Annotated in this window: 24 protein-coding genes and 2 rRNA genes; 5 read left to right on the forward strand and 21 right to left on the reverse strand. The window is 45.0% G+C overall.

Features of this window, described 5'->3' with window-relative positions; all coding sequences use genetic code 11:
* Nucleotides 1-32: 32 nt before the first annotated feature.
* Nucleotides 33-1,211 (reverse strand): MFS transporter, encoded by a 1,179-nt coding sequence (locus QNM18_RS24255; RefSeq protein ID WP_284138663.1) that lies wholly within the window; start codon nt 1,209-1,211, stop codon nt 33-35.
* A 74-nt stretch (nt 1,212-1,285) separates the two neighbouring features.
* Here QNM18_RS24255 and QNM18_RS24260 point away from each other — a divergent pair, with 74 nt between their 5' ends.
* Nucleotides 1,286-2,092, forward strand: coding sequence for an AraC family transcriptional regulator (locus QNM18_RS24260; protein WP_284138664.1), 807 nt, complete (start codon nt 1,286-1,288; stop codon nt 2,090-2,092).
* Between the two features lie 9 nt (nt 2,093-2,101).
* Here QNM18_RS24260 and QNM18_RS24265 read toward each other — a convergent pair whose 3' ends face one another.
* Nucleotides 2,102-3,238 (reverse strand): hypothetical protein, encoded by a 1,137-nt coding sequence (locus QNM18_RS24265; protein WP_211012867.1) that lies wholly within the window; start codon nt 3,236-3,238, stop codon nt 2,102-2,104.
* A 211-nt stretch (nt 3,239-3,449) separates the two neighbouring features.
* On the opposite strand from QNM18_RS24265, the gene QNM18_RS24270 reads away from it, so the two are divergent.
* Nucleotides 3,450-5,792, forward strand: coding sequence for a beta-N-acetylhexosaminidase (locus QNM18_RS24270; protein ID WP_284138665.1), 2,343 nt, complete (start codon nt 3,450-3,452; stop codon nt 5,790-5,792).
* 32 nt (nt 5,793-5,824) lie between these two features.
* On the opposite strand, the gene QNM18_RS24275 is transcribed toward QNM18_RS24270, so the two are convergent.
* A complete protein-coding gene (locus tag QNM18_RS24275) occupies nt 5,825-6,796 on the reverse strand; it encodes a DJ-1/PfpI family protein (protein WP_284138666.1) in 972 nt (323 codons plus the stop codon).
* Nucleotides 6,796-7,761, reverse strand: coding sequence for a GlxA family transcriptional regulator (locus QNM18_RS24280; protein WP_211012870.1), 966 nt, complete (start codon nt 7,759-7,761; stop codon nt 6,796-6,798). Before QNM18_RS24280 ends, QNM18_RS24275 begins: the two co-directional genes overlap by 1 nt.
* A gap of 424 nt (nt 7,762-8,185) precedes the next feature.
* On the opposite strand from QNM18_RS24280, the gene QNM18_RS24285 reads away from it, so the two are divergent.
* Complete coding sequence (locus QNM18_RS24285; RefSeq protein WP_211012871.1) at nt 8,186-9,502, forward strand: trypsin-like serine protease; 1,317 nt, start codon at nt 8,186-8,188, stop codon at nt 9,500-9,502.
* A 66-nt stretch (nt 9,503-9,568) separates the two neighbouring features.
* On the opposite strand, the gene QNM18_RS24290 is transcribed toward QNM18_RS24285, so the two are convergent.
* From QNM18_RS24290 to QNM18_RS24310, 5 genes are all read right to left on the reverse strand, one after another.
* Nucleotides 9,569-11,188 (reverse strand): glycosyl hydrolase family 18 protein, encoded by a 1,620-nt coding sequence (locus tag QNM18_RS24290; protein WP_284138667.1) that lies wholly within the window; start codon nt 11,186-11,188, stop codon nt 9,569-9,571.
* A gap of 146 nt (nt 11,189-11,334) precedes the next feature.
* A complete protein-coding gene (locus QNM18_RS24295) occupies nt 11,335-11,970 on the reverse strand; it encodes a hypothetical protein (protein WP_284138668.1) in 636 nt (211 codons plus the stop codon).
* Nucleotides 11,971-11,998: 28 nt separating this feature from the next.
* The gene (locus QNM18_RS24300; RefSeq protein ID WP_211012874.1) at nt 11,999-12,310 is read right to left on the reverse strand and encodes a hypothetical protein; all 312 of its coding nucleotides are present in this window, start codon (nt 12,308-12,310) and stop codon (nt 11,999-12,001) included.
* Nucleotides 12,311-12,622: 312 nt separating this feature from the next.
* Nucleotides 12,623-13,426: a substrate-binding periplasmic protein gene (locus QNM18_RS24305; RefSeq protein WP_284138669.1), complete on the reverse strand. Its 804-nt coding sequence runs from the start codon at nt 13,424-13,426 to the stop codon at nt 12,623-12,625.
* A 74-nt stretch (nt 13,427-13,500) separates the two neighbouring features.
* Nucleotides 13,501-14,433 (reverse strand): class I SAM-dependent methyltransferase, encoded by a 933-nt coding sequence (locus QNM18_RS24310; protein ID WP_284138670.1) that lies wholly within the window; start codon nt 14,431-14,433, stop codon nt 13,501-13,503.
* Between the two features lie 248 nt (nt 14,434-14,681).
* On the opposite strand from QNM18_RS24310, the gene QNM18_RS24315 reads away from it, so the two are divergent.
* Both QNM18_RS24315 and QNM18_RS24320 read left to right on the forward strand, forming a co-directional pair.
* Nucleotides 14,682-14,828 carry a hypothetical protein gene (locus QNM18_RS24315; protein ID WP_023401206.1) on the forward strand — a complete coding sequence of 49 codons (147 nt, stop codon included), beginning with the start codon at nt 14,682-14,684 and terminating at the stop codon, nt 14,826-14,828.
* A 186-nt stretch (nt 14,829-15,014) separates the two neighbouring features.
* Entirely contained in the window at nt 15,015-15,668 is a 654-nt protein-coding gene (locus tag QNM18_RS24320) for an XRE family transcriptional regulator (protein ID WP_211012876.1), read from the forward strand.
* Nucleotides 15,669-15,678: 10 nt separating this feature from the next.
* Here the strand turns inward: QNM18_RS24320 and QNM18_RS24325 are convergent, their stop codons facing one another.
* The 12 genes from QNM18_RS24325 to QNM18_RS24380 form a co-directional block, all read right to left on the reverse strand.
* Complete coding sequence (locus QNM18_RS24325) at nt 15,679-16,254, reverse strand: GNAT family N-acetyltransferase (protein ID WP_284138671.1); 576 nt, start codon at nt 16,252-16,254, stop codon at nt 15,679-15,681.
* A gap of 119 nt (nt 16,255-16,373) precedes the next feature.
* Nucleotides 16,374-17,564 (reverse strand): hypothetical protein, encoded by a 1,191-nt coding sequence (locus QNM18_RS24330; RefSeq protein WP_284138672.1) that lies wholly within the window; start codon nt 17,562-17,564, stop codon nt 16,374-16,376.
* Nucleotides 17,565-17,644: 80 nt separating this feature from the next.
* Nucleotides 17,645-18,355: a hypothetical protein gene (locus QNM18_RS24335; protein WP_211012879.1), complete on the reverse strand. Its 711-nt coding sequence runs from the start codon at nt 18,353-18,355 to the stop codon at nt 17,645-17,647.
* Nucleotides 18,356-18,426: 71 nt separating this feature from the next.
* Complete coding sequence (locus QNM18_RS24340) at nt 18,427-19,701, reverse strand: hypothetical protein (RefSeq protein WP_284138673.1); 1,275 nt, start codon at nt 19,699-19,701, stop codon at nt 18,427-18,429.
* Between the two features lie 134 nt (nt 19,702-19,835).
* The gene (locus tag QNM18_RS24345; RefSeq protein ID WP_211012881.1) at nt 19,836-20,150 is read right to left on the reverse strand and encodes a hypothetical protein; all 315 of its coding nucleotides are present in this window, start codon (nt 20,148-20,150) and stop codon (nt 19,836-19,838) included.
* 10 nt (nt 20,151-20,160) lie between these two features.
* Nucleotides 20,161-20,601, reverse strand: coding sequence for a hypothetical protein (locus QNM18_RS24350; RefSeq protein WP_211012882.1), 441 nt, complete (start codon nt 20,599-20,601; stop codon nt 20,161-20,163).
* A 1-nt stretch (nt 20,602) separates the two neighbouring features.
* Nucleotides 20,603-21,586 carry a hypothetical protein gene (locus QNM18_RS24355; RefSeq protein WP_211012883.1) on the reverse strand — a complete coding sequence of 328 codons (984 nt, stop codon included), beginning with the start codon at nt 21,584-21,586 and terminating at the stop codon, nt 20,603-20,605.
* Between the two features lie 123 nt (nt 21,587-21,709).
* Nucleotides 21,710-22,831 carry a hypothetical protein gene (locus QNM18_RS24360; RefSeq protein WP_211012884.1) on the reverse strand — a complete coding sequence of 374 codons (1,122 nt, stop codon included), beginning with the start codon at nt 22,829-22,831 and terminating at the stop codon, nt 21,710-21,712.
* A gap of 12 nt (nt 22,832-22,843) precedes the next feature.
* On the reverse strand, nt 22,844-23,668 hold the full coding sequence (locus QNM18_RS24365) for a lamin tail domain-containing protein (protein ID WP_211012885.1): 825 nt from the start codon (nt 23,666-23,668) through the stop codon (nt 22,844-22,846).
* Between the two features lie 10 nt (nt 23,669-23,678).
* Nucleotides 23,679-24,311 (reverse strand): glycoside hydrolase family 19 protein, encoded by a 633-nt coding sequence (locus QNM18_RS24370; RefSeq protein ID WP_211012886.1) that lies wholly within the window; start codon nt 24,309-24,311, stop codon nt 23,679-23,681.
* A gap of 919 nt (nt 24,312-25,230) precedes the next feature.
* A 5S ribosomal RNA gene (rrf, locus tag QNM18_RS24375) occupies nt 25,231-25,345 on the reverse strand.
* 115 nt (nt 25,346-25,460) lie between these two features.
* Nucleotides 25,461-25,563: ribosomal RNA gene (locus QNM18_RS24380) — 23S ribosomal RNA — on the reverse strand; the annotation flags it as partial.

A 25,563-nucleotide genomic window follows, 5' to 3' on the forward strand; every position in this document is an offset into this window, starting at 1 on the left:
CTCGGTAGCTTAAACGCTAATTGGCAGCAAATTTACGAGCTTTGCGAAGCGTTTAGTTTGCGCAAATGTGGCGAAATAAACTGGCTCAACAATAAAGAACACGCCGCCAGTGCTGCACCAAAATAAAATACCAGGGACTGGTCATACAGCCAAACCACACCAAAACTTGCTGGGATCACCACAGCCGCAATATGATTGATGGTAAAGCTTACACCCGCAGTGGATGCAATGTCTTCTGGCCGTGCAATTTTCTGAAAATACGTTTTCAATGCTATCGCCATGGCAAAGAAAATATGGTCAACAACATATAGCACTGCGGCGACCTGTGCTGACTCAACCAAGGCATATCCGATAAAGACCACAATTAATCCTGTGTATTCAACGGTAAGTGCTTTTTGCTCCCCAATACGTCCAATCCAGCTACCTATCTTGGGCGCCAAGAAGATGTTGATCACGTGATTGAGCATGTACAACGCGGTAATTTGTGCGACATCATAGCCAAACTTTTCAACCATTAAAAAGCCTGCAAATACCATGAAGATTTGCCGACGAGCGCCAGAGAAAAACACCAGTAAATAATACAAACTGTATTCCTTGCGTAAAATCAGCTTTTTATTTTGCCCTGCCGCAGCAATAAACTGTGGATGGGTCAAGGCCATAAATATCGTCACAATTAACCCCATGCCACCTATCAATAAATACATCCACATGTAGTCGGTTTGCAGCCAGCTGAATCCCACCCAGATAATTGCGAATGTTGCCAGCGAAGCCATAGACTTAATCGATAACAATTTGCCTAATTTTTCTGCTGCTTCATCTTTTTTAAACCACTGCAAACTGAGCGATTGGTTTAAAGTTTCGAAATAGTGAAATCCTATCGACATCAAAACTGTCGTAGCGTACAAGCCATAAATTGTTGGAAAAAACCCTGTAATGGCAACACCAATAGACAACAGACACAAGCTTACAACCGCAAAGGTTTGCTCTTTTAATACCAGTAATATAAATACCGCGGTGAATGCTAAAAAGCCCGGGATCTCACGCAGTGATTGCAGCATCCCCATATTGGCGCCAGTAAAATTTGCTGCCTCAACAGCAAAATTATTCAGCATTGCAGTCCAGCCAGCAAATGTCATCGCCATTACACAGGTTGCTAAGACTAAAAAGCTCATCGGAGAAGGTGTAAACCGCAAGAATGATTGTTTTTCCATTTACTTTCCTAAGCACATTGAGTGAAACGCCTGGCTAGTATATGCTCAATTTTTACTGGCCTAAATCCAAAAATATGACAGAAAACTTATCTAAACAGACAAATAATTCTTGGGTGAGTGTGAAATCTCGCTTCAAGCGTAGCCAATTAGGCAAGCCCGTATTTCCACGCGCCACAACTATGCCACAATGGGAACATGTTGAAGAACATAGTCACCCCTGGGGACAGTTGACGTATATTAGTGATGGCGTCATGACTATTTTTACGCCTCAAGGCAGCTTTGTGATCCCACCTCAACAAGCCCTTTGGATCCCCCCTAATGTTGGCCATGAACTCTATTGTCGGTACGGGGGGCACTTTCGCAGTGTTTACATTGACCAAAAATACCAAACTCTGCTTGGAGATCAGGCCAAATCAATGGTGGTCAGCGATTTATTAAAAGCCTTGATCTTGGAAATATGCACTTGGCCAGACGACTATACCCTAGATGACAAAACCCAGCGTTTTATCGATGTTTTTATCGACCGTTTGGAGCAAGCCCCCACCAGTGACTTTTTTATTCCACGAGCTCAAGATACACGCCTTCACCCTATTGTTGCTGAGCTTTATGCCAATCCAGGGAGTCCTGTCACATTAGAGCAGTGGGGAAAGCACGTCGGCGCTTCCAGCCGCACGCTCAACCGCTTATTTCATAAAAACTTTGCCATGAGCTTTAGTCAATGGAAACAAAAACTTCGGGCTTTGCGCGCCGTAGAAATGCTCAATGCTGGACAATCTCAACAGATGATCGCCCAGCAATTAGGGTTTGAATCGAGCAGTGCGTTTAACACTGCATTTAAAAAAGTGTTTGGGGTCCCTCCCAAACAATACACCAAAGCGTAACCAATTTGGTTACCAGTGCACCACCATACGCAGTGTTACCACTTCCTGCCAATTAGCCACTAATTGCGGCGCTGCCTCAAGGGGAGATTCAGTATTTACAACACCATCATGCCATTGATGGGAAAGCGTTGTGTGTAAGTTTTCCGACCAATGATATTGAACATAACACTCTGCCATACGCGTGATAGTTGAGTCGTTGTCTCGCGATTGGTTTGATAGATAGCTCAGCCCGGATGCAAAAACAAAATCTTGGTATTGATACTGCGCGACCGCGCTGGCAAAGTGGCTTTTGTCGCTATCGAAGTTGTCTTCAGTATGCTCGTAACTGACACTTTGGCTCAGACGTCCGTGCAATTTAAACGCACCTCGCTGCGTGTACCAAGCGCCATAGGTACCGTATCGTTTAGTATCGCTATTGTGCCAACTGCCTAAGGTTAGCAAGGTGTCATTGGCCAGTTTTTTTTGCCCTTCTAACGCTATAAATACACCCTCTGAGCCATCAATTTGAGCGAATGTATCGGCATAATTACCCTGATTGTCAGCCAACCCCTTAGCGTTTGACAGCAAGGCACGCCACTGCCAATCCCCCTTGGGGATAGTGCCTTGATAACGTATCGCAGGAGCATAATCAGGAAAGTCGATAGAGGGATTATTGACAAATCCAGCTGCGAGAAACTGACCAACCTCATCATTGGCTATCTCATTGGTATCCAACAACATGCTTACTTCGGCCAGCCCAACCATCACTTCACTCTGCTGCTCAGCAAAGCGATACCGCCAGTATAAAGATGACAATTGGGTTCTACTGGTATCGTCACCATCCAACGTCGTTCCCGCATCTTCATTGGTATTCTCCAACCATGCAGATACGCCATCAGCAGGTTGGTTCCGATTGTGTTCCAACCAAATAAAGACACTATGTTGGTCCTGGTGTATGGTTGTTTCCAAATCGATTGAGTACAGAGTTTCACTGTCGACGTCAATGTTTTCACTGCCCTCAGAAACAAATTTCTGAGTAGGCAATAGTTGTTCACTCAGTAACGCAGAGCCTTCAAATTCGACTTGGCGTTGCTGCGCATGAGCGGTATGCCAAACCATGCTAAAAACAACCAACACGCTCCCCAGTTTGCTGCCTACTATCGTCACTTTAATCACCCATATTGTTAGCCTCTATTTTGTGGTTATAAAACTAACAGTGGCAGTCACCTGATACTGAGCCAAAGTAACGCAATACTATGGTAAACGCCGGATACAAGATTGATGAATCAAACCTAGGTGTATGTTTTTATGACGGACTTTGATAACGTGGGCGTATAAAATTTCGCCGCATCTACACCAAAGTAAACAAGGAATGGAAATGATACGCTTAATAGTGCTATTAATTGGATTATGCTTCTTACCCGTCTGGGCCGCTCTGCCTAACGTCAATCTCATGCCCTATCCAAACAGCATTCAATTCGGTTCCGGTGCCTTTAATACCAATATCCCGCTGCGTGTGTATTTGCCAAACCTTGCGCCATCGCAATCTCACTACCTCAAACAACAGCTACGAAATACGTTTGAAAATGTTCGCTTTAGTAAATCTATTTTACGGGCAAATATTATTTTTGATGTCACGGGCTCTACACCTATGCATCCCAGCCTTCATCAAGATGAAAGCTATCGACTAAACATCTCACCCTCTCAGATCAGAGTCCAAGCAGCAAACTATTGGGGACTGAATTATGGGCTACAAACTTTAAGGCAGCTGGCATATCAATATCCAAACCAACTCCCTTCCTTACACATAGACGATCAACCTCGATTTGATTGGCGGGGCCTGATGATTGACAGCGCACGTCACTTTATTCCTATCAAAGCGATTAAACGTCAATTGGATGGTATGGTGTCCGCCAAACTCAATGTTTTACACTGGCACCTAACAGACGATCAGGGTTGGCGTTTTGCCAGTCAGCACTATCCCAAATTGCAACAACATGCCGCTGATGGTCAATATTATACCCACTCAGACATGGCTGATATCGTGGCATATGCAGCACAACGAGGGATCCGCGTTGTCCCCGAAATAGACTTACCCGGTCATGCATCTGCACTCGCGGTTGCCTACCCAGAATTGATGGCACACCCCGGCCCGTACAAAATGGAAAGGGGGTGGGGTGTCTTTAAGCCTTTACTCGACCCGAGCAACCCAGAGGTATATACCTTCATAAAACACATCATTGCTGAACTGACCGCCATCTTTCCCGATCCCTATGTGCACATTGGTGGGGATGAAGTAAAACCGGACCATTGGCACGACAGCCAAGCTGTGCAGGAATATATGCAACGGCACTCACTCGCCTCACCGGCGCAGCTGCACAATCATTTTAATCTTAAAGTGCAATCCTTACTCAGCGTGCACAATAAAGTGTTGATGGGGTGGGATGAAATATTTCAACCCGATCTCAACAAGTCTGTGGTGATCCAATCTTGGCGCGGATTCGACTCACTAACCCAACTCACCAATGCCGGCCATATGGGCGTTTTATCAGCAGGCTTTTACGTCGATCAACCGCAGTATACCAGCTACCATTATCGCAACGACCCGCAGCCTCAAAAGCGCATCACACTTGAGCACACAAGCTCAATGCAAAGTGGGCAGGCTTGGCAGTTTTCAATTACTCGGCTAAAGGGCAGCCCTATCACGGGACATTTTGTCTTATTACCTGATAAACGTGCAAAACACCTCGGCTACATTGCGATAGATGGCAGAAAAGTCATTGAGATTGAAGACCTTGAAGAGTCTAAACAGATGATACGATTTAGTATCGACACCTGGATGGGACCACTGCGTATTAGCTTGACAAAAAACCAGCCTTCACAGAGCCAAATCTTAGTGGGTAATACCCCGTATACACACCAAATTCGCCCCTTGCCTCAAGTACCCAAGCTAGCTCCACCCTACTTTGCCAGTGTGCCAAAGGACAACGCAAAAACACGCATTTTAGGTGGTGAAGCAACCATTTGGAGCGAGCTCGTCATGCCATACAATCTCGATTTGCGGCTCTGGCCAAGGCTGTTTGCCATCGCCGAGCGCCTATGGTCCCCTGTTAATCTGCAAAGCGAAACCAGTATGTATCAGCGTTTGGCAAAGTTAGATAAATTTGCCACTCACCGCCTTGGACTAAAACACCAATCTCAGCACTTACATGGGCTTGCCACACTTAGTGGCCAAGGCGATATTGACGCACTCAAACGTTTTTGCCAGTTGATCGAACAAGCCCAGTATTACACTCGACATCATGTCAAGTATCAGAATGGACAATATCACCAACATGCCTCGCTGGATGCGCTGGTCGATTATTTGCCAGCTGAAAGCAGCTACTTGCGTCAATGGTATATCCGCCTTAAGTCGCAAGATAAAACAGCGCTCTATTCAAAATTAATGGCCCAATATCAACATTGGTTAAACGACGTTCCCAAGCTCAAAAGTACCTTTTCACAATCAAATAAACTGGCCCAGCAACATGCCTTGCTCAATAAGCATCAAAGTAGTCTTGAGCTCGGGATCCAAGTCATTCAATACTGTATGGACCCGAAGCTAATAGTCGATCTTCATACACTCAGATCACAGATCTGGCTGCACACTCATCGTCATGGAGAATTGATTTTAGCCGTCAACCACTTAACCGAAGCAATTTTGGATGGCTGCATCACATAGTATGAGCAGCCAAAACAGAGTAAGAATGAGGGTTAGATCTGGCGATTAAGAGTGAGCTGAGTGGAAAATTGTGTGCCTTGCAGATGAGATACGCTGACATGCAACAGCCATTGCTGCTCACCCAACCGCTTTGACCAAACTAACGTATTATCACTGCTCACAGCTTGCCAACCAGCGCTTTTCATTTGTTGATCAAGCCAGCTTGATAAGCGAGATGACTGCTTTGAACCGATATCGAAAACATGACCTTGAAACCAGTTTTGCTCATCGCCATAGTGAAACGTTTTGTCCAATAAAGCCACCCCAGCAGGTAGCGCACCGAATTCAGGGAGAACGCGATCTGCCATTTTACCTCTGATATAACCACCACTAGGCACCCAATCGTATTCAATTTTTGCCGCCACAGTGCGCGCAGAGCGCATTCCACTGACTTTCGCAACTAGGGATAGCGCGCCATCAATACCAGAAGATAGTCCCGCTGTTGTCAGTACCTTGCCATTGTCAGTAAACTTTTTATCTCTCGCCAATTTCACCGCAGGATATTGCCTTGCAAAACTATCAAACGCTTTTTCTATAGTCGTCGCATACAACCCATCGAGCAGGCCGGTATTGGCGAGAATAAACGCACCATTACACACTGACATTACATAATCCACGGAGTGACTTTGCGCCACAATCCAGTTTTGAATGATGGGATCTTCGATTAAACGGCCATTAATGCTGCCTCCTGGGATCAAAATAGCATCAAACTTTATCGTAGGTTCGAGGCGCTGATCCGGCGTCACTTTTAAGCCCATAGCAGTGGTGATCTCGGCGCCATCTTTACTTACCGTGGTGAGGCGAAAACCTGCCTGGCCAAACACTTCAACGGGGCCTACAAAGTCGATGGCCTGTGCCCCATCAAACAATAAAATACCGACATGAAACGCATCGGGATCCGTAGAGTGCGCATTTACCTTCATACAACACAAACACATCAACCACATCATTATTCTTTTTTTCATTATTTAGCCTCTAAGGTAAAGTTTTCTCTAAATTGCGTCGGGTTGACGCTATATGCCTGGGTAAACTTTCGCGACAATAAAGGGGGTGAACCAAACCCCGTCATGACACTGATCTGCGCAATCGATAAGTTTGTTGTACACAACAAATTTTTCGCTTTTTCCAGCCGAACATGCTGTACAAAGCGCATTGGAGAAAGCCCCATTTTATCGGTGAATATACGGCGAAAATGCCGAGGGCTCAGGGACGCTTGCTCCGCCAATAGCTCTACCGAAAGCGGTTTATCTATGTTGTCTTGAATAAAGTCGATGGCACCTTGAAAACGCTGAGACAAGGTTTGTTGTGCGCTGAGTAAACTGGAATACTGACGCTGATCGCCACTGCGTCTAACATACATCACCATATATTGCGCCACTTGTTGCGCCATCGCTGCGCCGTGATCTTGCGCAATGATACTAAGTGATAAATCAATACCTGCTGTTAATCCTCCAGAAGAGTACACTTCTTCACTTTGCACAAATAACTTCTCTGACTCTACAGTGACATGCGGAAACTGGGTCGCCAATTGTTCCGTAAAGTTCCAGTGTGTAGACAAGGTCAATGTACGCTCGGGAAACAGCGCAGCAACAATAAAAGCCCCGGTGCAGATACTCACAACTCGTTTACTGTTTGCTGCAACTCGTTGCAGGTGCGCCATCACACTTTGGTTATGTATGACTTTTTGACAACCTCGGCCGCCAATAATAACCAACATATCGAGTACATCACACCGTGCTATCGTGTCATCAGCCAATGTCTTCAACCCACTTTCAGAGCGTACAGGTATGACGTCAGCGGACAGTGTGATTAGCTTGTAAGCTTCACGGGGTGCGAGCAGTTCATTCACCGTCGCAAACGCATCCAGTGGCCCAGCCAAATCTACCGTTTGAAATTCGTCATAAATAAAAAAACCAACTACTTGTGACATAAAACACCTCCTAAGCCATGAGCATATCCTATTGCTAAGGTGTCCTTAAGGACTTTAAGATGTCTAAAAAGGACAAACATATATTTACTCGGATCCAATCGCTTGGTTTCAAGTATCTATATCACCTTGGTGTTTCGACGCACTCTAGCAGCCAATAAAACGGTTGATGTTGATTACCAAATAGGTCTAATTGTCTGATTATTTGTTACATTTCCACGTGAGAATAGCGCAAAAAAAGTAAACGAAAATTTACATACTGATTAATCCCACTTACCTAAAGGCTAATAAAAACCACTATATTTCAACAGACTAATAAAAATAACAGCCAACTTAATGAAATCATTTCAATCACATTTTTTATACATTCTGCAACATTTAGTTGTATCTTAAATTTTGTCTAACAAGTGAACAACATAGGTACAACATGAAAGGAACAACACACTCAATCAAACGTGCAGTGCGACACACCCTGCTTGCTACAACGGTCGTGGCCAGCTTACCAGCACTGGCTTTGAACGATGTCACACCGAATATTGTCGGCGGCATGCCTGCAAATACGGCTGACTGGCCATTTTATACTCAAATTCTGAGAGCAAATGGCACCACTGCATTTTGTGGTGGTAGTTATATTGGTGACGGCTATGTATTGACTGCAGCCCACTGTGTTCGCAACCGCACAGCAAGCGAGTTAAACGTCAAAGTTGCAGGCTTTATTCTGGGCGGCAACGACGGTGACCGTATCGCCGTTGAACAAATCCATATGCACCCAAACTACAATAACCAAACCTTGCATAATGATATTGCAGTTTTAAAGCTCACCCGAGTGCCTACACAAGGTGCCAGTGTCACACTCGCTCAATCATCAATCGACTATTATGCGCGTGAAGGCGATTTACTCTCAGTTGCGGGATTAGGCCGTTTGCAAGAAGGAGGCACTCGTCCAACCAACCTCTATGAAGTAGATGTGCCACTGGTGTCTGATGCTGTTTGTCGTCAAACAGGTGGACACTATAGTAATGTCGGTGCAACTGAGTTTTGTGCAGGTTACCCGCAAGGCCAAAAGGACTCATGTAACGGTGACAGTGGCGGCCCCATCGTCATTCAATCTGGCGGTCAAACTGTTCAGCTTGGCATTGTGAGCTGGGGTGTCGGCTGTGCGCGACCAGATAATTATGGAGTGTATGCAGATGTAGCCGTATTTGATCAGTGGATCGAGTCTGTGAAGTCGGGCACTGCGCCAGTTCAAGTGGGCTACCAAGATCAGACTACGTTGGCTGACTTTGTTGTCGGTGATACAGTCCGCCATACATTTACGATTACCAATACTGGCAGTCCAACCTTCACCTTTAATCAACTCAACGTAGCAGCACTCGGTGTGACCAGCAACTTGGTCACCACGGTAGATAGCTGCTCGGCCAGTACACTGACGCAAAATCAAAACTGTAAAGTCAGTGTTGAATTCAGTGCCACCACACCAGGACTTGCGCAGACCACACTTACTTTTAAAGTAGATGGCAGTACAACAACTTATGTTGCACGTGTTTTTGCTACGGCAACCGACGGTTCAAATGTGTGTAATGGTACTTGGGATAAAGGTACTGTGTATGTCAGGCCCGACCGCGTAACCTATCGTGGTTCTGAATATGAAGCTCGTTATTGGACTCGTGGTGATATTCCAAGTGAATCAGGTCTGTATGGCCCTTGGAAGTTGATCGGCAACGATCCAACATGTGTCAAGTAATCAATTAAACATCATGACAATCAAAGCCGTGCACCTGGGTACACGGCTTTTATCTGTCAGTTAAATCTAAAACTGACAAACAAATTGCCAGCTTCCATCACTGCCCGGTACCGAGCGTGTCCACCAGTTAGCCTGATAGACAGATTGTTGATAGCGAACTCGTTGAGCGGATGCAGCGTGATCTCCATTGGGCCAGTCGGGGTGCGCAACATATTGGTTTGGATCAACTTGAATATCAGCACACTGTGTTGGCTTGTCTGGACCACCCGTGCCATCACACTGATAACTCGGCACCAAGCCCTGGGCAACTTCCCACTTTGCCGTCAATAAAGATGCGGCTCCTTGACTGTCGTGGGAGAGTTCCCAATTCATAATGCCACCAGCCTGATCGAGCGCCAACTGGGTTTTTGCACGTATGGTCGGAATGCCGTTGTAATAAGACGTACCATCACTATCACGGCAGGCATTAGCAGGATCTTGCGCGATCAAAGTGCGATAAGCCTGCCAAGTTGGACGAGAGTAAAAGGGGACGCCCAAGACGGTTTTTTCTTTACTCAGCCCTCTTCCTTGCCAATATGCAATTGAGTCGAGCGCATATTGAAAGCTGGCATGATCTGCATTGTTGGCGTCATATGCCATCAAATTGAGAAAGTCGACGTCTTGGAAGACAGACTCCAATACCCCACCGCCCGTGTACCCAAGCGCAACAACAGCCGCAGTCAAAAACTTACCTTTTGCCTTGAGTTCAATGTTTAGTTCTTTCATCAAAAGTGCAAAGTTCGTTGCTGAACTGCCCGGATCAGGATATTCCCAGTCCATGTCCACACCGTCTAGCTGATGGAGTTCAACAAACGCCATCAGGTTGCGAATAAATGTCGCGCGGCCTTGAGCTGTGCTCGCAAAGGTTTCAAATGCACTGTCATCGCCACCATTCCAACCGCCAACGGCGATACCTACTTTAACGCCCGACGCATGCGCTGCACTCACCAATTGCTGCATTTTTGCGAGGTTTTCTAATGGCTGTAACGAACCATCGGCATTGGGTAATAAAAATGAATAATTGATATGGGTGAGTTTATCAAATTGAATGTCAGCCACTTGCCCTTGCCAGCTAGGAAAGTAGCCCACGATTTTAAACCCACTTGGCGGCACAATCACATCATCAGCCACCACTGTGATGGTACGTTGACCGGAGCTTGCGCGCCCACCAACCTCATCGACAACTTCGGCTGAAACCGTGTGCTCCCCAAGCCCACTTGCAGTCCACGATACTTCAAATGGTGCAACATCATCTGTCGCTATCACCGCGCCGTCCACTCGAAAATCAACATATTTGATCGGGACATTCATTGGGTGAGAAGCTGTTGCCTTGATTGTCACAGGCGAAGCAATAACGTGACGGCTTTGATCGAGGGGAGCATCGAGTTTTACAATCGGTAAAGGCGTGCCAATTGGATCGCAGATCCCATCTTTTCGCCATACATTTTCTGGCTCAGAGTACAGGGCTGGATCTTGATTTTGTGTCCACCATTTTGCCGTATACTTTGCGGTTAAATGCTGAACTTCCATCCCTCCTGTATATACTTGATTTGGTTGCCAATCATTTAATTGCGTACAGTCCAATGCCATAGTCGGTACACTGAGCATACCCAGTGCAGCCATGACCGCTAATCTTGTTGTTTTCATACCTTTATTTCCATGTTGTTAGCCAGCGTATAACGGCGAGCTTTGGCTGGCTGTTATCCAATTGTAAACCCGCAATGCCCAGACTAACAAACTGTACAAAAATCACCCACAACATATCGCTCTATAAACTTGAAAGATTGTAATGTTTATTTGATCTCCAGGCAGGTATCTGGCTTTTGCGCAACTTGCGTATTGCCATCAGCTAGCTTAATTCGCGTATCCCCCACCACCAATTCAGTTTCTTTTTTCATTAACTCCGCCAATTGACTATTCATATCTTTTGCCAGTGCCACAAAATCTTGCGTCGCTGCTGCACTTTTATCAAATTGACGCATTTTTTCCGTCAACTCTTGTTGAAAACGCCTTTCCTCATAGGCCAGTTGTGCCAATTTAAGCTCTTTTTCAATCTCAGATTGACGTCGACGCTCAGATCGTTCTCTTTCTCTATCTAAATAGGATTCATCTTGCTCTTGACCTATAGATGCTTCCTTTATCACCATGATCAACGCCATTACCACTGGCGCAATCATGCCCACTACCGGCGTAAATGCCTCAACGTTCAAGTAGTAGCCCGATAAACAGGTGATCAGGACCAATACTACTGTTGTGGGCATCGCCCATTTCCCCACCAGCACCATAACAATATCTTGTGGCTGCCGCCCCGCTTCATCTTCCCGATCAATACCGTCCAGCTCTTCTATGGCAGTTAGCGGTTGATAGATTTGTGATTCATATTCATCATTGTTCTGTCGATCCGAAATTGGTTTTTGCTGTTCAGGCATATCCGCTCCCTCATCTATTTTCACTCAGTCAAATACGATATTTTTCAGCTAGTTTTAATCCAAAATTTGCAAGTACCATCAAACCAATCAGCCATCGGTACCACTGAGGCAGATGGGTTAGCATTGCAAATCCTTGCACGATGTGATCAGCAGCAAAAGGGATAAACAATAAAATACAAGGGATCAGCAATACGACGTGTAACCAATCTATCGTAGAGACTGACTTGGCTTTTTCTAGGTGTGCTATTTTCGCGTTCACTTTAGCATTGCGAATACGCTTGTGGTTATGCAATGACTCAAGAGCAAAGTCATACAATAGAGATAAAAATCGGCTTCGCATGGTTCGTTTCTCCTTAATTCAAGTTCCTTGCTGAAACCTCTATAATCACAGCGATAAACAACAAACCACTTTGACCATGTTCAGCATAAAGTGTCTGTTTGAGTGTATACTTTTCCAAGTTCCTATACTCGGACCAGACAAGGTGAAACCCGGGGATTTATCGTATATCACAGGGAAATCTACTGGGGGAAGCATAAGCAGCCTCTTGCCGATATAGTGCGCAACAACAAACGGCTGCTCGATATTGAATAAGAAAAACAATGATGACGACCAAAGTTAAACAAGAGCCTTTTGCGGCCGCGTTTAATCAATCTAGGGTTGTCGCTTCCTATATTGTTCTACAAGACTTTGAATTGAAGGTCGAAGAGCAACAATGGCCTGATCAATGTATCTTCGCTGAGCTAGCGTAAATTTATCTTTGCGCAATAGAAAGTGTACTTCGTTATCATGCACGGGATAAGCCCAAATATGAATGGGCTTATCACTGTATTTTTGAGTGAGGTAGTTACCGATAATCTCGTCTTCAATAATAAAATCTACACGCTCTTTGGCCAGTAGTTCTATACGCCTTTGGATCGTTGAAATACCTATAAATTGATTGCCAAAGCGTTCATTGTTGGCGAGCGACTTGATCTCTTCGCCATAGTAAGAACCGATACTCAAGCCAATGGTGGTCTCAGAGCTGAGCAAAGCTCTCAAAGAGTATACAGAGTCAGGAGGTTTTAAAGAAAACAGTCGCATCCGCTCGGTACGATACGGCAATGTATAATGTCCCCACTGTTTGCGTTTAAAGGTGTAGCTGACCATCAACACCACGTCGACAACCCCTTTAGTGAGCTGCGCAAAACTGCGTGCTGCGGAAGGAAGACGAATAAATTCAATGCAGATCCCAGCTTGCTTGAACACCATTTTGGCTATTTCAATATCTAGCCCTTCGGCGACTCCAGCCTCTGAAACGCTGGTCAATGGTGGCCACCCAGCAACCACACCGACTTTTGCCTTTGCCGAGCACAATGAAGATGTTACGGGCGCAGTAGGTTTTGAAGCAACCACCTGCCCACTGCTCACCAACATACCAAAAAGAGCAACACCAAATATATGCACAGCAACCTGCATTCCACATAAACATGTATTAAGTGTAGCCGCTAATTCACACCTTACTTATTCTCGCAACTGAGCAATAAAACAACTTAACTTTGTTTATTAAACACCAAACACTTCAACCCACCTTGTGGATCAATATCTTTAAACTCAATTGGGTTTTCAAGGCGCTCTACAAATGCCATGCTAGGTGCTTCACGATGCATTTCGTCAATTAAAAACTGGCTCTGTACAGCCGGGTCATTCACACATGCTAAAACAGTCGCGCCTGAGCTCAGCAGTTCAGGTAGGCGGCGCAAAATACGCTGATAATCTTTGGTCAGTGCAAAACTGCCTTTTTGAAACGTTGGCGGATCTATGATAACCAAATCATAAGGCCCCATTTTGCGAAGTTTTCCCCACGACTTAAATAAATCATGGCCTAAAAAGGAGATATTCTCTAAGTTATGGCCGTTTAACTGATGATTGCGTCGGCCTTGTTTTAACGCAGCTTTGGCCATATCAAGATTGACAACTTGTTTAGCACCACCTGCGATCGCAGCGACAGAAAACCCACAGGTATAGGCAAAAAGATTCAACACTTTTTTGTTGTCGCTGTGCGCCTTGACCCACGCCCGACCATTGCACATATCAAAAAACAAACCGCTATTTTGCTTTTTACCAAGCGACAGCTCAAACTTCAGTCCATTCTCTGTCACTTCCAGCTGCTCTGTCAGCGTGCCATATAGCACTTCAACTGAGTTATCGGTGCGATACCTATGTTGAATAAAAATGCATGTCACAGCCTGTTGCGCCAATGGCGTTTGCATAAACGCGTGCAGACAACCGCGCAATGCTGCCATCCATGCTTCATCGTGCTCTTTAAATACAGTACACATGATCTGACCTGACAGCCAATCAATGGTCAATTGTTCTAGTGATGGGTAACAACGTCCTCGGCCATGAAAAAGACGAGAAACTTCACTGGGCGGCACAGTTAAGTGTGAGAAAACCTGTTGTACAGGTGAAAAATCAAAATGCATAGCCAACATCGATAGATTAAAACAACAAAGTGTAATTGTACTCGACTGAGCTCGATTGCCAATGAGAAATGACCCCACACTAAAATAGAAACCACATAATTAACATCTATTTACAATATGGATAAGTTAATATAGATTACTCTTTGTGCAATGAAGCACGAAATAATAACACCTCATTTAGTTTATAAAATTAAAAATACTCACTGAGCTAAATTGAGAATCAAAAATAAAAAACAGGAATTTTAATCATGCAACTTAAACTATCGAAAAAGTCTGTTAAATCTCTTTCAGTACAACGTCCAATCGATGCAAAACAAACTCCACATATTGCAGGTGGAAATTTAGGTACTTGGACCTGTGCAGGTTCTAAACCTTGCCAAGATAAGTTCGAGTAACGACTTATCTGAACAAAAGGCGACAATATTCGCCTTTTGTTAATGTATATACTTTCCAAACCGCCACGCTCGTCTTTTCACACCAAAAGCTGAAAAACCAACTCTCCCACTTATTTTTGCTGTACACCGAGAGGTGGCACGCGTACCCTTGCGCTTTCATCATTTTTTGAAGCTGAGAGCAAGTCCATGAGTACAGCATTTTCCCGTCGCTTTGTGACCCTTGTTGAGCAATTTGCAGGCGGTAACAAGCGCCAGTTTGCCGAACTAACTGGCAAGTCGCCATCCCATATTTACCGAATTTGCCAAGGGCTTGGCCGTCCTTCGATGACGTATCTTGAGCATCTATATAGCTTATTTTCAGTAGACTTAAACTGGTTACTTACAGGCGTACAAGCCGCTGATGCACCTGCTCAACATAGTCAAGATGACTTGCTTGTAGTGCCTAAACTTGATGTTGAGGCCAGTGCAGGATTCGGTGCTGTTAACGGTCAAGAAGATATCACCGAACAATTTGCACTCAACAAGCGTTGGCTCCAGTCACAATTAGGTGTTCACAGTGAGCGCTTGGCTTTTGTGTCTGTGCGGGGTGACAGTATGCAGCCGACCTTAGAGCATGGCGACATGGTACTGGTTGATTTAAGCCAACAGCAGCCCAGCAAAGCTGGCGTCTATATTATTCAAACTCAAGACGGATTAATGGCAAAAAGATTACAGCAAAAGTCAGATCATATCGCTGTGATCAGTGACAACCAAGACTATCCCAGCTGGCAAATAAATTCACAAAATGCAGAACAACACGGTATTGCAGGCCGAATTGTATGGTGCGGACGCAGCTTATAGGCAGTACCCCTTAGGCAGCACCTTTGCTGCCTAATCTTTCAGTGAGCGCGAGATGATAGCTACGTATCGCCACATCGACATTGTGCGCCTGATGAAAACCTAAGCGACATAGTAACGTTTGAGATTTCACATTCTCTACGTACACATTGGCAACGACTTTATTGATCCCTTGTTGCGCCATCTCCATGAATAACTGCTTAAGCGCCCAAGTCATCACGCCTCTGCCTCGGAAAGACTCTGTTAGCCAGTAACTGAGCTCGGCAATATCAGCTGACCCGATGTAACTGAGTCGACCATAAGCGAGTCCACCAATCAACCCTGCGACTGTGTGGCGTATCGCATAACGGCATTGGTGCTGACTGCCGCAACCCTGCACGAAACGCCGAGCACAGCGAATATCACCTAATGCATCGATCCCTAAATTATGGCAAGTTTGTTCCGATACCTTGCGTAAAGCCGCCTCGGCATCCTCACGGTATATGGGGGTCAAAAGAAAAGGCCAGCTCTGTTGTAACTCAACGTCACAGGCTGATTCATGTAGACCAGAACCACTGTGCAATGCCAGCGGAGACATTGTTATATCCATAGATTAACTAATGCGCGAAAGCTGGGAGACAGAGCGTATAGAGTCAATAGAATCAACCACACTATCACGATCAAATCGAGTAAACGCATTGTATTTTTCCCTCTAAATTATCTCTGGTATTAGCGCCACATATCATGATTACCTAAAGACTGGCCGGTATTGAATGCACTTAATTCATGCTGACATAACTGCCTCGATAACCAATCGCAATGATAGGCCGCTGCCTTGTTGAACTTAAACCACTCAGACTGTTTAAACCCGGTGATATCACTGATCCAGCCTCGCTCGCTAACAGCCCCGCCAGCCAGTGCCAGATCCAAAAGGTGAGTTTCACGCAATGAAATTCCATGTAAGAACACACTGTGCAGCTCGTCCTCAGGAATATTCTGGGCGACTAATTTAGCCCAGCTCTGCTCTATATCAATATTACCTGAGTGCAATCTGGGCTTTTGCAAAAGCATCGCGACCTGACGAATTGCCCGCACGACATAGACAGGCAGGTGGCTGTCATGCCAATTACCAATGTGCTTAAGCGGAATACGTTTATGCCAACAATGTATTGCGTAACAACTGGCACGAAAGGCAGCAATATAGGCGAGGCTTCGATCACGCCTACCTTGCCAAGTATTTTGATATACATGTAGTCGGCAACCAAACAGCGGCAGTAAAAACCCCTTTATTTGGCTGTCGTAATGGCTTTTATAAATCACATCATTGAGCATTTTCCGAGCCAACGCACTGTCTACCGCCGAATTGAGCTTGGTTGGCACATGCCAGTTGTCATCGCTTTGCATACTTGGTGTTTCTTGGCCTTGTTGCCCTAGTGAATCTGGATGTGCAGCAACACGGGGAGCATATGAATTGGCTTTTTTGGCCAAGCGCTGACTAAAATGCCTTTTAAACTCACCACCTTGCTGCCAATCAATATCGGTCAGAGGGTTGTAATAACAACGTGTGATCAAGCCATTTTGGCACACCAATTTTGGCTTTTTCAGCACCATTAAATCCGTATTGTGATCTTGAGATTGCGAAGCTGTATCCCTTTCATCAGCATCGTCACTCGCTTCCAACAAGGCTGGCAATGATTGAAAAGCTAAGTTACAACAATGCCTTCCCATTCGACTCTCATCATCAGCTGTCAGAACAGGAGTGAATCGGTAGCCTTGATAATAAAAAGGAGCAGGTATCTCTTGCCGTGTCTGGCGTGATGCCGCATGCGTATAATATGCCAATGATTGCGCTTGCTGAGCAGGTAACCCCATAGTCAAGGCAGCTAAAAAGGTGCCGTAATAGTGAAAGGTCGGGTCCATAAAAAGGCACTCCTGTGATCAAACAACGCCCTTTCGATCAACCAATAAGCTTGACCAAAAGTGCGTATTTATATAAGCGATTACTCAGTATCTTGGTGGGTTAGTGCAGGCGTTTGATTGCCATGGCTCTGTAATGTCTCGACAAAACGGTTGAGTATCTGATCAGCAGCTTCTTGATCGATTGCTGGCTCACCAATATAAGCATCAATGTCATCCCGAATATGACCACCGATCAAGTTGTCTTTAGAGCGCTGTGTCACAATGGCATTGATGGCTTGGCAAAAAGCTGAAGCCTCTGTTTTGCAATAAATGCGGTGTTGTTGGGCAATTTGCTCACCCTGTTCATATCGAGGTGCACTGTATGCGACTGTGTGCGGTTGGACTTTTGGGTCTCCACCGACCAATGAATCACATGAAAATAGCACGAAGTCTGTTGAGCGATGTTTATCCATGACGTCATTACACATGGGTAAATCACCTTCGACACCTAGGTTGTAATCGCAAAATAGAATATCAACCCCTTTGAGTAAGCTCGATACCATGGTGTTGAAACCTTGCTGTACTGAAGGTGGGATCTCATCGCCTTCAGGTAACATACTAAATGCTCTAGAGTGCACTGTGTATGCGTCCTTCCATTTTGCTAATAACTCCGGCGTATCTTTACCGTCTTTATCTTTGTACGCAATTTTGTAGCCATTATCGAATTTTTCTTCTACATCAAGTTGATCTGATAACAGCGCAATTTTACGTCCATCACTTGCAACGCACGAACGAAATACGAGGTTGGTCATACCATTCTGCTCCATGGTTTTGGTTATGTTGTTAGGCCTATCCTACTGACCTCATCAAGCGAAGAATTGGGCTAATCAGGTAAACACTGCTGCGAATGTATGAACTCCAATAACGAGGCTTCTAACAAGGGCTGCCACACCTGCTGAGCTGCCAAGTATTCTAATTCCAACTTGTGTTGAAAAGCATTGGGCAATGAAAACAACACCACTTGGCTTGGTTGTTGCCAGTCAATATGGCCATCTTTGCAAACTGGATATGGCTCTCTCTGCCCGTGTCCCTGAGCCGATTCGTAGAGGTGGACAGCATTATTTTGAAATTGCAGTAGCCATAAAGGCGCATTTGAATTTTGCACATGGTCACGATGTATCTGGGTAATGTCCGCTAGAGATCCGCTTAGATACTGATGATGATAAACTGCCAATATGGGAAGAAGGCGCTTCGTCAATTTTGCCAGGCTGATATCACCATGTTGCAACTGCGCACAACTGGATAAGAATTGCCCTATGGTGATCTTTTGAACAGGTATTTGTTGGTAAGGTTTGCAAATCTGGGCCAACCTATTCAAGGGTATGTCTGCAACCCAGTGCGCTAGGGCTACAGGGCTCTGATACCAACTGGCAAACTCGTTTAACGTTAAACCTAGTGCTTGCAAGTGCCGAGAGAGTAACGTCGCTATGTGTGACCTTATTGTGGAACGGTTTGCTTGATGACCACCAAAGCGGGCTGGTAAATCTGCCAATTGTGGCGCTTTGACTCCTTGACGTGTATTGGCCGAATCAAATGTATTGCGTTGTGGATGATTTAAAAAATAACCTTCATCACGATATATGTCGTTGGATTGACCTAGTTCAGCAGTGGAATCTTGCGCAGCTGGCGCTTGTCGTGGTTCACATTTTTCCTCACACTGTATGTGCGAAACTTGTGTCTCTTGAGCGTGTATAGGCTCTTCAAGCAACTCTGGTGCCGATTCAACAGGGGTCATTATCGCCACCTCGTCGGGTAAGCCTTGCAGCATCACAGGCACTTGCTGTAAGTAAAAAATATAGGGGTTTTGCCCTGGCTCAAATAGCGCCAAAGGCGCTTCATCTAATATGTCGCTATTGTGTTCATCAACTTGCATAGAAGGTGGCTCGTGAGAGTCGCCAATCACTTTATCTAGATCTGCACCTAACTGCGCTATAGGTTCCGCTGTAGTAACCTCTCCTTCCACAACCTCATTCGACCGTTGTTTTTGCACCACTTGGGGGTCTGTATGTGGTGCTTTTACCGTTAAGGGGTAGTAATAATTGTAGGGCTTGAATACTCGGACACGGCGCCAACGTACGCGTTTTTTACCTTTACTCATCACCGATCTCCATTATAAATAGTATGAGCTTAAAGGTATTGGCCAGTTGCTAATCGGTCTCTTCTCGTATTCTTTCAGGCATAACAACCATATTGTTCAAGGGTGCATCCTTGCACTCAAATTTAAGAAAAAGTTTATACAGCCTTGGTGATGGTACCTACAAGTGTATTTACAAAGCCGTTAACCGCTTTTTGAATAGCAGCTTTGCCAGCTATTTCAATACTGACTAATTCAGCCTCAATCACTAAGCTTTCCCTTTTAATTTCTTCGGCAAACTCCGTTTCACTGATCTCCCCTTGCAATAACGCATTGCTTAGCTGTGTCAGGCTCTCCTGCTTTTGCGCAACAATTTTTGCAAGCCCATCAGCAATCGCGCCGCCTGACTCTCCTAACTCGCCAGTTGCCTGACTAACTGCGTTCTGTAACGTTGATGCTATATTGAGTCCCATTTAAATTCTCCTATGGTGCTTTACTTTTTTCGCCGCGTATCATTGCCAGCAATACCCGCTGGTATTCAGAGCGACGACGCTTGATAATAAAATCTGAAATACTGTTTTGTTCTTGATGCGCTTTGCGCGCTTGCTGCCACAATTGCAGCAGGATTTCCACTTGCTTTATGGTAAGTTCATTAAGCGAACGTACCTTTTGACGCTGAAGCAATGCATTCACATCTACTTCAATATTGAGATAGCTACTTGCATAGTGTGAATACTGCCTCTTTGGCACGTCAACATGTTGCATATGTAAGTAAAACCCATCTATTTTTTGCATGAGTTTCATCATTTGCTGTTGAGAAGCGCGATCGTAATCGGATACCAAGTTCAACGAGCAGCCCGAAGCTAGGCTGAGGGCCAGTATCATTGCAATCCCGCAAATTATCTTGATGGTGGCTTTAAGCATCTCACCTCTCCTCATGCGCATTCATAATTTCATTTAGGTAATCAGCCAACATTTGCTGCACCTTGCTATTGGGCATATTTGGCTCCAATGCCAGTCGGCTTTGAATAGCTACTATGCCTTGGCTCCACAACGCCAACTGCTCCAATTCTTGCTTTCTAAATTGATTTTCTAAATTTTGTTTAAGTACCTGAGGATCATCTGGCACGGTGGGAGAAATAAAAGACTGTACGGTTTCAACAATACGATCGAGAATTTTATAGACTAAGTTTGCAGAAAACCCACCAACCAAGGCCATAGTTATCCTAAGCGCCGCATGACTAACAGGCGCACCGCCTGTCTCACTCGATGCCGCACTTGCTACCGCATCCAAATTGACAGGGATCAACTGAGTTAAAATAATCCCAGCGATCAACCCGACCACAAACCTGACCCAATACGAGCTTTCATATTTGGGATCATAAACCCCAGCCGTTACATAGCTATTCGCTTTAAATAAGGCAGCAAATGACGCTCCTATCGCGGCTGACGCCAACAAGATGGCTTGCACATACAATAATCGAGTGCCCTCCATATCAAACATGCTCGCGACCATATTTTCATTGTTGATATAACTAGACAGACTCAACGCAATTAAAGCGACCAAAGATATTATCGCTACCAGCATCATTTTTCTGATCAGCGGCACACGGCCCAAAAACAACAACCAGCTTCCTTTTTTTGTTTCTTCAGACATTAACCAAATGGTTTCCGGTTTAGCGGGGGCAACCAAGTCAGTAAGGCGATTATGTACCTGAGTTAACACTTTGGCTTCTATCTTACTTTCATCCTGGGCATGCATCTGCTCCAACTTAACCATAATGGACTCAGGTACCTTAATACCTTTGTGAAAAGAAAACTCTGCCATTGCCTGACACTGTGACAGCACAGTACTAAACCCATGCTTGCTCGCCTGTACTTGCGGATGTTCTTGAAACTCCGATTCCATTTTTTTCTCCTGTATCTAAGTCCACCAAACAGTACACAAAGAACCTCAGCGATAATCGGGTTAAGTCATGACAAACAGTGACGAAAGCACGAAGTTTTCTTACACTCTTCCATGTTCGAGAAGTTAGCCATTGCCACTGCCCTGAGTTGATTTACCTTTTGAGCCGTCATTGGCAGCCATTGCACCGCGTAACTTGTCGATAATTTGATCCATGATTGCAAATAGCACGTCAACGTTGTAGCCCATCAAAAATGCCATTGCCATTGGCGATAAAGAGGCCAATCCAGAGAGTTCTTGAGGGTTTAAGAACCAGCCAATAATCATGCCGCCTAGCGCTCCCAAGGTAAGACGTAAGCGGTAACGGATCTCACTATCGGAAGTAAATGTGATCGCACGGATCTCCCGCAGCAAATCTCGTAGGACAAAAATAAAAGCACCTAATAACCCGTATAACAAAGGTAAAACATACCCTTGTAATACTTCTAAAACGGATTGTGCAAACAGCATATTTTCAAATAACTGCAGTCGTGCTGTTAGACGTGTTTGTGCCAGATTTAAATTGTCTAGTGCGTTCGCATCGGCCTGTGCTCGCTCCAATCTGCGCAGCTCTACATTAAGTTTTTCCTGACTATACGGCGGAATGTCACTATCAAAACTAAATCCCATCAACCAGATACGGTTCCATACTTTCAATAAGTTGTAATTTGCATCTAGTCGCTGCCCGATTTCTTCGTATTTATTTTGTATTTGCTTAAACTCTTTACTATCTGGCTCTTCGCTATCTAACCTGAGCTGCCATTCATTTCGAGATTCGTACAAGTCTTTTAAGTCATGTGCCAAGGCATGGCCGAATAGGTAATAAACTTGGACTAACAGTAAGCAAATTAATGCCACCAATGTATAGCGACGATACCAAGCAACCGCTTTTTCGGCCTGACTCGGTTTGTCATTGTCACTGCGGGAGATAGCTCGAATGCTTTCCATTGATACGGGAGCGACTGCTTTGGCCAACTGATCATAACTGTGCAAAAAGTTAGCTTCATCTTGCGCATTCCACTGCTTTTTTTGCAGTTTGTATTTTGCATCGATCATTACTTGCGCTAATTCAGGATCTAGGCTGACCTCGCCATCTTTGGCCATATATGCAACCAGCTGCTGGCCATCTTGAATCACTTGGGCAATGTCCGAAGAAACTTCAATCGTGTTCGTTTGTTTTTTATTTAGCATGATTATTTGGGGGGCCATGCCCCCTTTATTTCACCAGTGGTATTCACTGACGCACTGCTGACGATAGTCATTTATCGCAGCGTGGCCACCTCGGTTAGACCATAATGCTTTAGCACTTTCAAAGTTATGACCGCCCGTGCTTGGATGATATTGATTTGTATATATGCGAATAATACCTGCGGGTTTGAGTAGGGCACCGTCGTGAAAAGCAAATAGCTGCCCCTTGTCTCCGACCAACTGCCACCCAGTTAAATCGATAGTTGCACTGCCGTTATTTGCAACCTCTACAAACTCATCTCCTTCTTTTTTTGCCTCTAGGCCATCAAAATTGACTTGGCTTATTTGCACATCTTCATGCGCAGCATCGCCATATAGCCAGGTAGAAATCACCGCGCCATCTTTGTCTTTTAATTCCGCTTTGTCCCCTTGGTTATTCCAAATAGGTGCCTTGCTTTCAAAACTGAGCGCACTGCCTGGATGAGTTTCAATGCGAAGTATCTCTTTTGGATATATCAAGGTGTCTTTAGCGAAAGTGAAATCTTGACCTTTGTCCCCCGCATTTAAGCTCCACCCACTTAAATCAATGATTGCGGGGCCAATATTTTTAATTTCTATATATTCATCGCGGTAGTTCAGTGCACTTATTTGTATTTGATGTGGTGCCAGCAGCTCGTAGCATGTATGCCACCAAATATGCATAACAGATAATTCGTTAGGCGCCTTACCACTTTGCTTCCAACTCTTTGCTGTGTCACTAACCATCTTTTCAATACGTGGCCAACATACTTCCTCACCTTTAAGAGCACTAAAGTGGCTACTGAGTTCTATAAGTGACATTTTACTAATTGCGTCCATTTTCTTTTCCTTAAGCAATATTTAAAAACTGTTTCGCGCGATTTAAAAAAGCAGCTCTGTCGTCAAGGCCATGGGTCCCACCGTTGATGCGCTTAGTAATGATCAGTAAGTCATCTTGATCAGCGTATTGGTTGAGTTTTCGACTATCCCAGTAATAACAAGCTGTTTTCACTGTCAGCGATGGATCTGCAACCACGAGCTCAGGATCATTGACCAAATCAATTGCAAGTGCATCACCACAGCGATGATAATTGTCCTTTCCTGTAAGCTGGATCAGTCCTCGACCACGATACTTCCAGCCGTCCCCTGATGCTTCATTGCCATTGCCCATGCGGTTGGCATAAACACGATTAGCTATTTTTTCCGGTTTACGCGCATAGGCTTGCGCTTCTTCTTCGGTGGGAAAATACTTTCCAAATATTGCTTGTAACGCCTTATCGCTATAGTTAAGGTTTTCGCTTTCATAACGAAAGCTACCGCTTTCATGGGCTATTTGGGCAATAAAGTGGGCTGCACGTAAAGGAGTATTAACTTCAAATTGCGGCAGTACTTCATTTAATGCCTCAATATATTTTTCAATATCCTCAGCCTTAGCGTTAGGTACGATACCGACAAGTTGATCATGGGTAATTGAGAATGCCATGTGTTTTGCTCTTTGTTATATGAAGTAGCAATATCATGACAAATCTCTTATCCACCAACTGTGTGAAAGTTATGGTTAACACAGGCAATATCGTTATATTTGTGCCTGTAGGATAAGAAGGCGATAAGGTGCAAAAGGTTACCGACTGCGAACAAAGTGAGTGCGGTTCTTTTGCGCAAGGTGAATAACGTGCAAAAGGCTACCGACTGCGAACGCAGTGAGTACGGTTCTTTTGCGCAAGGTGAAGTGAGCTGTTTTAACTATTGCTGAGACTGTCATCTCCAAAACCTACCCAACATCAAAAACATGGATCCTGAAACGAGTTCAGGATGACATCGTGCAAAATGCAACGACAGCGAACGAAGTGAGTACGTTCAATTTGCGCAAGGTGAAGTGAGCTAGTTTAACAGTTGCTAAGGCCGCCACCCTTTTCGTCACCCTGAACTTGATTCAGGGCCTAGGGTGCAAAGGATTAGCGGTATTGAATAATTTTGACTGAAGTAGAAAGGAAGGAGTACACCTTGCCGGTGGTGAAGATTGCTCCCTTCACCTTGCGCTTATCGTGCAAAAGGTTAGCGACAGCGAACGAAGTGAGAGCGCTCTTTTTGCGCAAGGTGAAATGAGCCGTTTTAACCACTGCTGAGGGACTTAAACGAAAAAAGCCCGACTCTTTCGAATCGGGCTTTCTTTTATTTGGCACTTGGCGATGTCCTACTTTCACATGGGAAAGCCACCGCTGGCCGCCCCACACACTATCATCGGTCGGGGCCGACCCTTCGGCTATTTCGTTTCACTACTGAGTTCCGCATGGGCGGGGTGGCCCTCCACGGGGCTGGCCATCCAGTCAGGTGGTTCCAAAATGTTGTGTCATAAACGCAAAAAACCCGCTGCATTTCTGCAACGGGTTTCTTTAATTGGGCCCTGGCGATGTCCTACTTTCACATGGGAAACCCCACACTATCATCGGCGCTATTTCGTTTCACTACTGAGTTCGGCATGGGTTCAGGTGGTTCCAAAATGCTATGTTCACCAGGAAATTCTGTGTGCAAGATGTTTAAAACACCTCACTAAAATCTGGAAGCGTAATTAAATTCTTTTCGTCTACTTTCTATTCTTAACTTCTAACAAGTCAAACCACTTTGGCGTTGTATGGTTAAGCCTCACGGGTAATTAGTACGAGTTAGCTCAATGCCTCACAGCACTTCCACATCTCGCCTATCAACGTTGTAGTCTTCAACGGCCCTTCAGTTAA

The organism is Pseudoalteromonas obscura (assembly GCF_030135505.1).
Classification (GTDB): Bacteria; Pseudomonadota; Gammaproteobacteria; order Enterobacterales; family Alteromonadaceae; genus Pseudoalteromonas; species Pseudoalteromonas obscura.

Bases quoted from the DNA above. Each gene is read 5' to 3' on its own strand.
- QNM18_RS24255 (WP_284138663.1), bottom strand. From the start codon at position 1,211: ATGGAAAAACAATCATTCTTGCGGTTTACACCTTCTCCGATGAGCTTT.
- QNM18_RS24310 (WP_284138670.1), bottom strand. From the start codon at position 14,433: ATGCATTTTGATTTTTCACCTGTACAACAGGTTTTCTCACACTTAACT.
- QNM18_RS24325 (WP_284138671.1), bottom strand. From the start codon at position 16,254: ATGGATATAACAATGTCTCCGCTGGCATTGCACAGTGGTTCTGGTCTA.
- QNM18_RS24270 (WP_284138665.1), top strand. From the start codon at position 3,450: ATGATACGCTTAATAGTGCTATTAATTGGATTATGCTTCTTACCCGTC.
- QNM18_RS24305 (WP_284138669.1), bottom strand. From the start codon at position 13,426: ATGCAGGTTGCTGTGCATATATTTGGTGTTGCTCTTTTTGGTATGTTG.
- QNM18_RS24355 (WP_211012883.1), bottom strand. From the start codon at position 21,586: ATGGAATCGGAGTTTCAAGAACATCCGCAAGTACAGGCGAGCAAGCAT.
- QNM18_RS24285 (WP_211012871.1), top strand. From the start codon at position 8,186: ATGAAAGGAACAACACACTCAATCAAACGTGCAGTGCGACACACCCTG.
- QNM18_RS24370 (WP_211012886.1), bottom strand. From the start codon at position 24,311: ATGGCATTCTCAATTACCCATGATCAACTTGTCGGTATCGTACCTAAC.
- QNM18_RS24320 (WP_211012876.1), top strand. From the start codon at position 15,015: ATGAGTACAGCATTTTCCCGTCGCTTTGTGACCCTTGTTGAGCAATTT.
- QNM18_RS24275 (WP_284138666.1), bottom strand. From the start codon at position 6,796: ATGAAAAAAAGAATAATGATGTGGTTGATGTGTTTGTGTTGTATGAAG.
- QNM18_RS24300 (WP_211012874.1), bottom strand. From the start codon at position 12,310: ATGCGAAGCCGATTTTTATCTCTATTGTATGACTTTGCTCTTGAGTCA.
- QNM18_RS24335 (WP_211012879.1), bottom strand. From the start codon at position 18,355: ATGACCAACCTCGTATTTCGTTCGTGCGTTGCAAGTGATGGACGTAAA.
- QNM18_RS24295 (WP_284138668.1), bottom strand. From the start codon at position 11,970: ATGCCTGAACAGCAAAAACCAATTTCGGATCGACAGAACAATGATGAA.
- QNM18_RS24365 (WP_211012885.1), bottom strand. From the start codon at position 23,668: ATGGACGCAATTAGTAAAATGTCACTTATAGAACTCAGTAGCCACTTT.
- QNM18_RS24315 (WP_023401206.1), top strand. From the start codon at position 14,682: ATGCAACTTAAACTATCGAAAAAGTCTGTTAAATCTCTTTCAGTACAA.
- QNM18_RS24290 (WP_284138667.1), bottom strand. From the start codon at position 11,188: ATGAAAACAACAAGATTAGCGGTCATGGCTGCACTGGGTATGCTCAGT.
- QNM18_RS24360 (WP_211012884.1), bottom strand. From the start codon at position 22,831: ATGGCCCCCCAAATAATCATGCTAAATAAAAAACAAACGAACACGATT.
- QNM18_RS24330 (WP_284138672.1), bottom strand. From the start codon at position 17,564: ATGGACCCGACCTTTCACTATTACGGCACCTTTTTAGCTGCCTTGACT.
- QNM18_RS24340 (WP_284138673.1), bottom strand. From the start codon at position 19,701: ATGAGTAAAGGTAAAAAACGCGTACGTTGGCGCCGTGTCCGAGTATTC.
- QNM18_RS24260 (WP_284138664.1), top strand. From the start codon at position 1,286: ATGACAGAAAACTTATCTAAACAGACAAATAATTCTTGGGTGAGTGTG.
- QNM18_RS24350 (WP_211012882.1), bottom strand. From the start codon at position 20,601: ATGCTTAAAGCCACCATCAAGATAATTTGCGGGATTGCAATGATACTG.
- QNM18_RS24280 (WP_211012870.1), bottom strand. From the start codon at position 7,761: ATGTCACAAGTAGTTGGTTTTTTTATTTATGACGAATTTCAAACGGTA.
- QNM18_RS24345 (WP_211012881.1), bottom strand. From the start codon at position 20,150: ATGGGACTCAATATAGCATCAACGTTACAGAACGCAGTTAGTCAGGCA.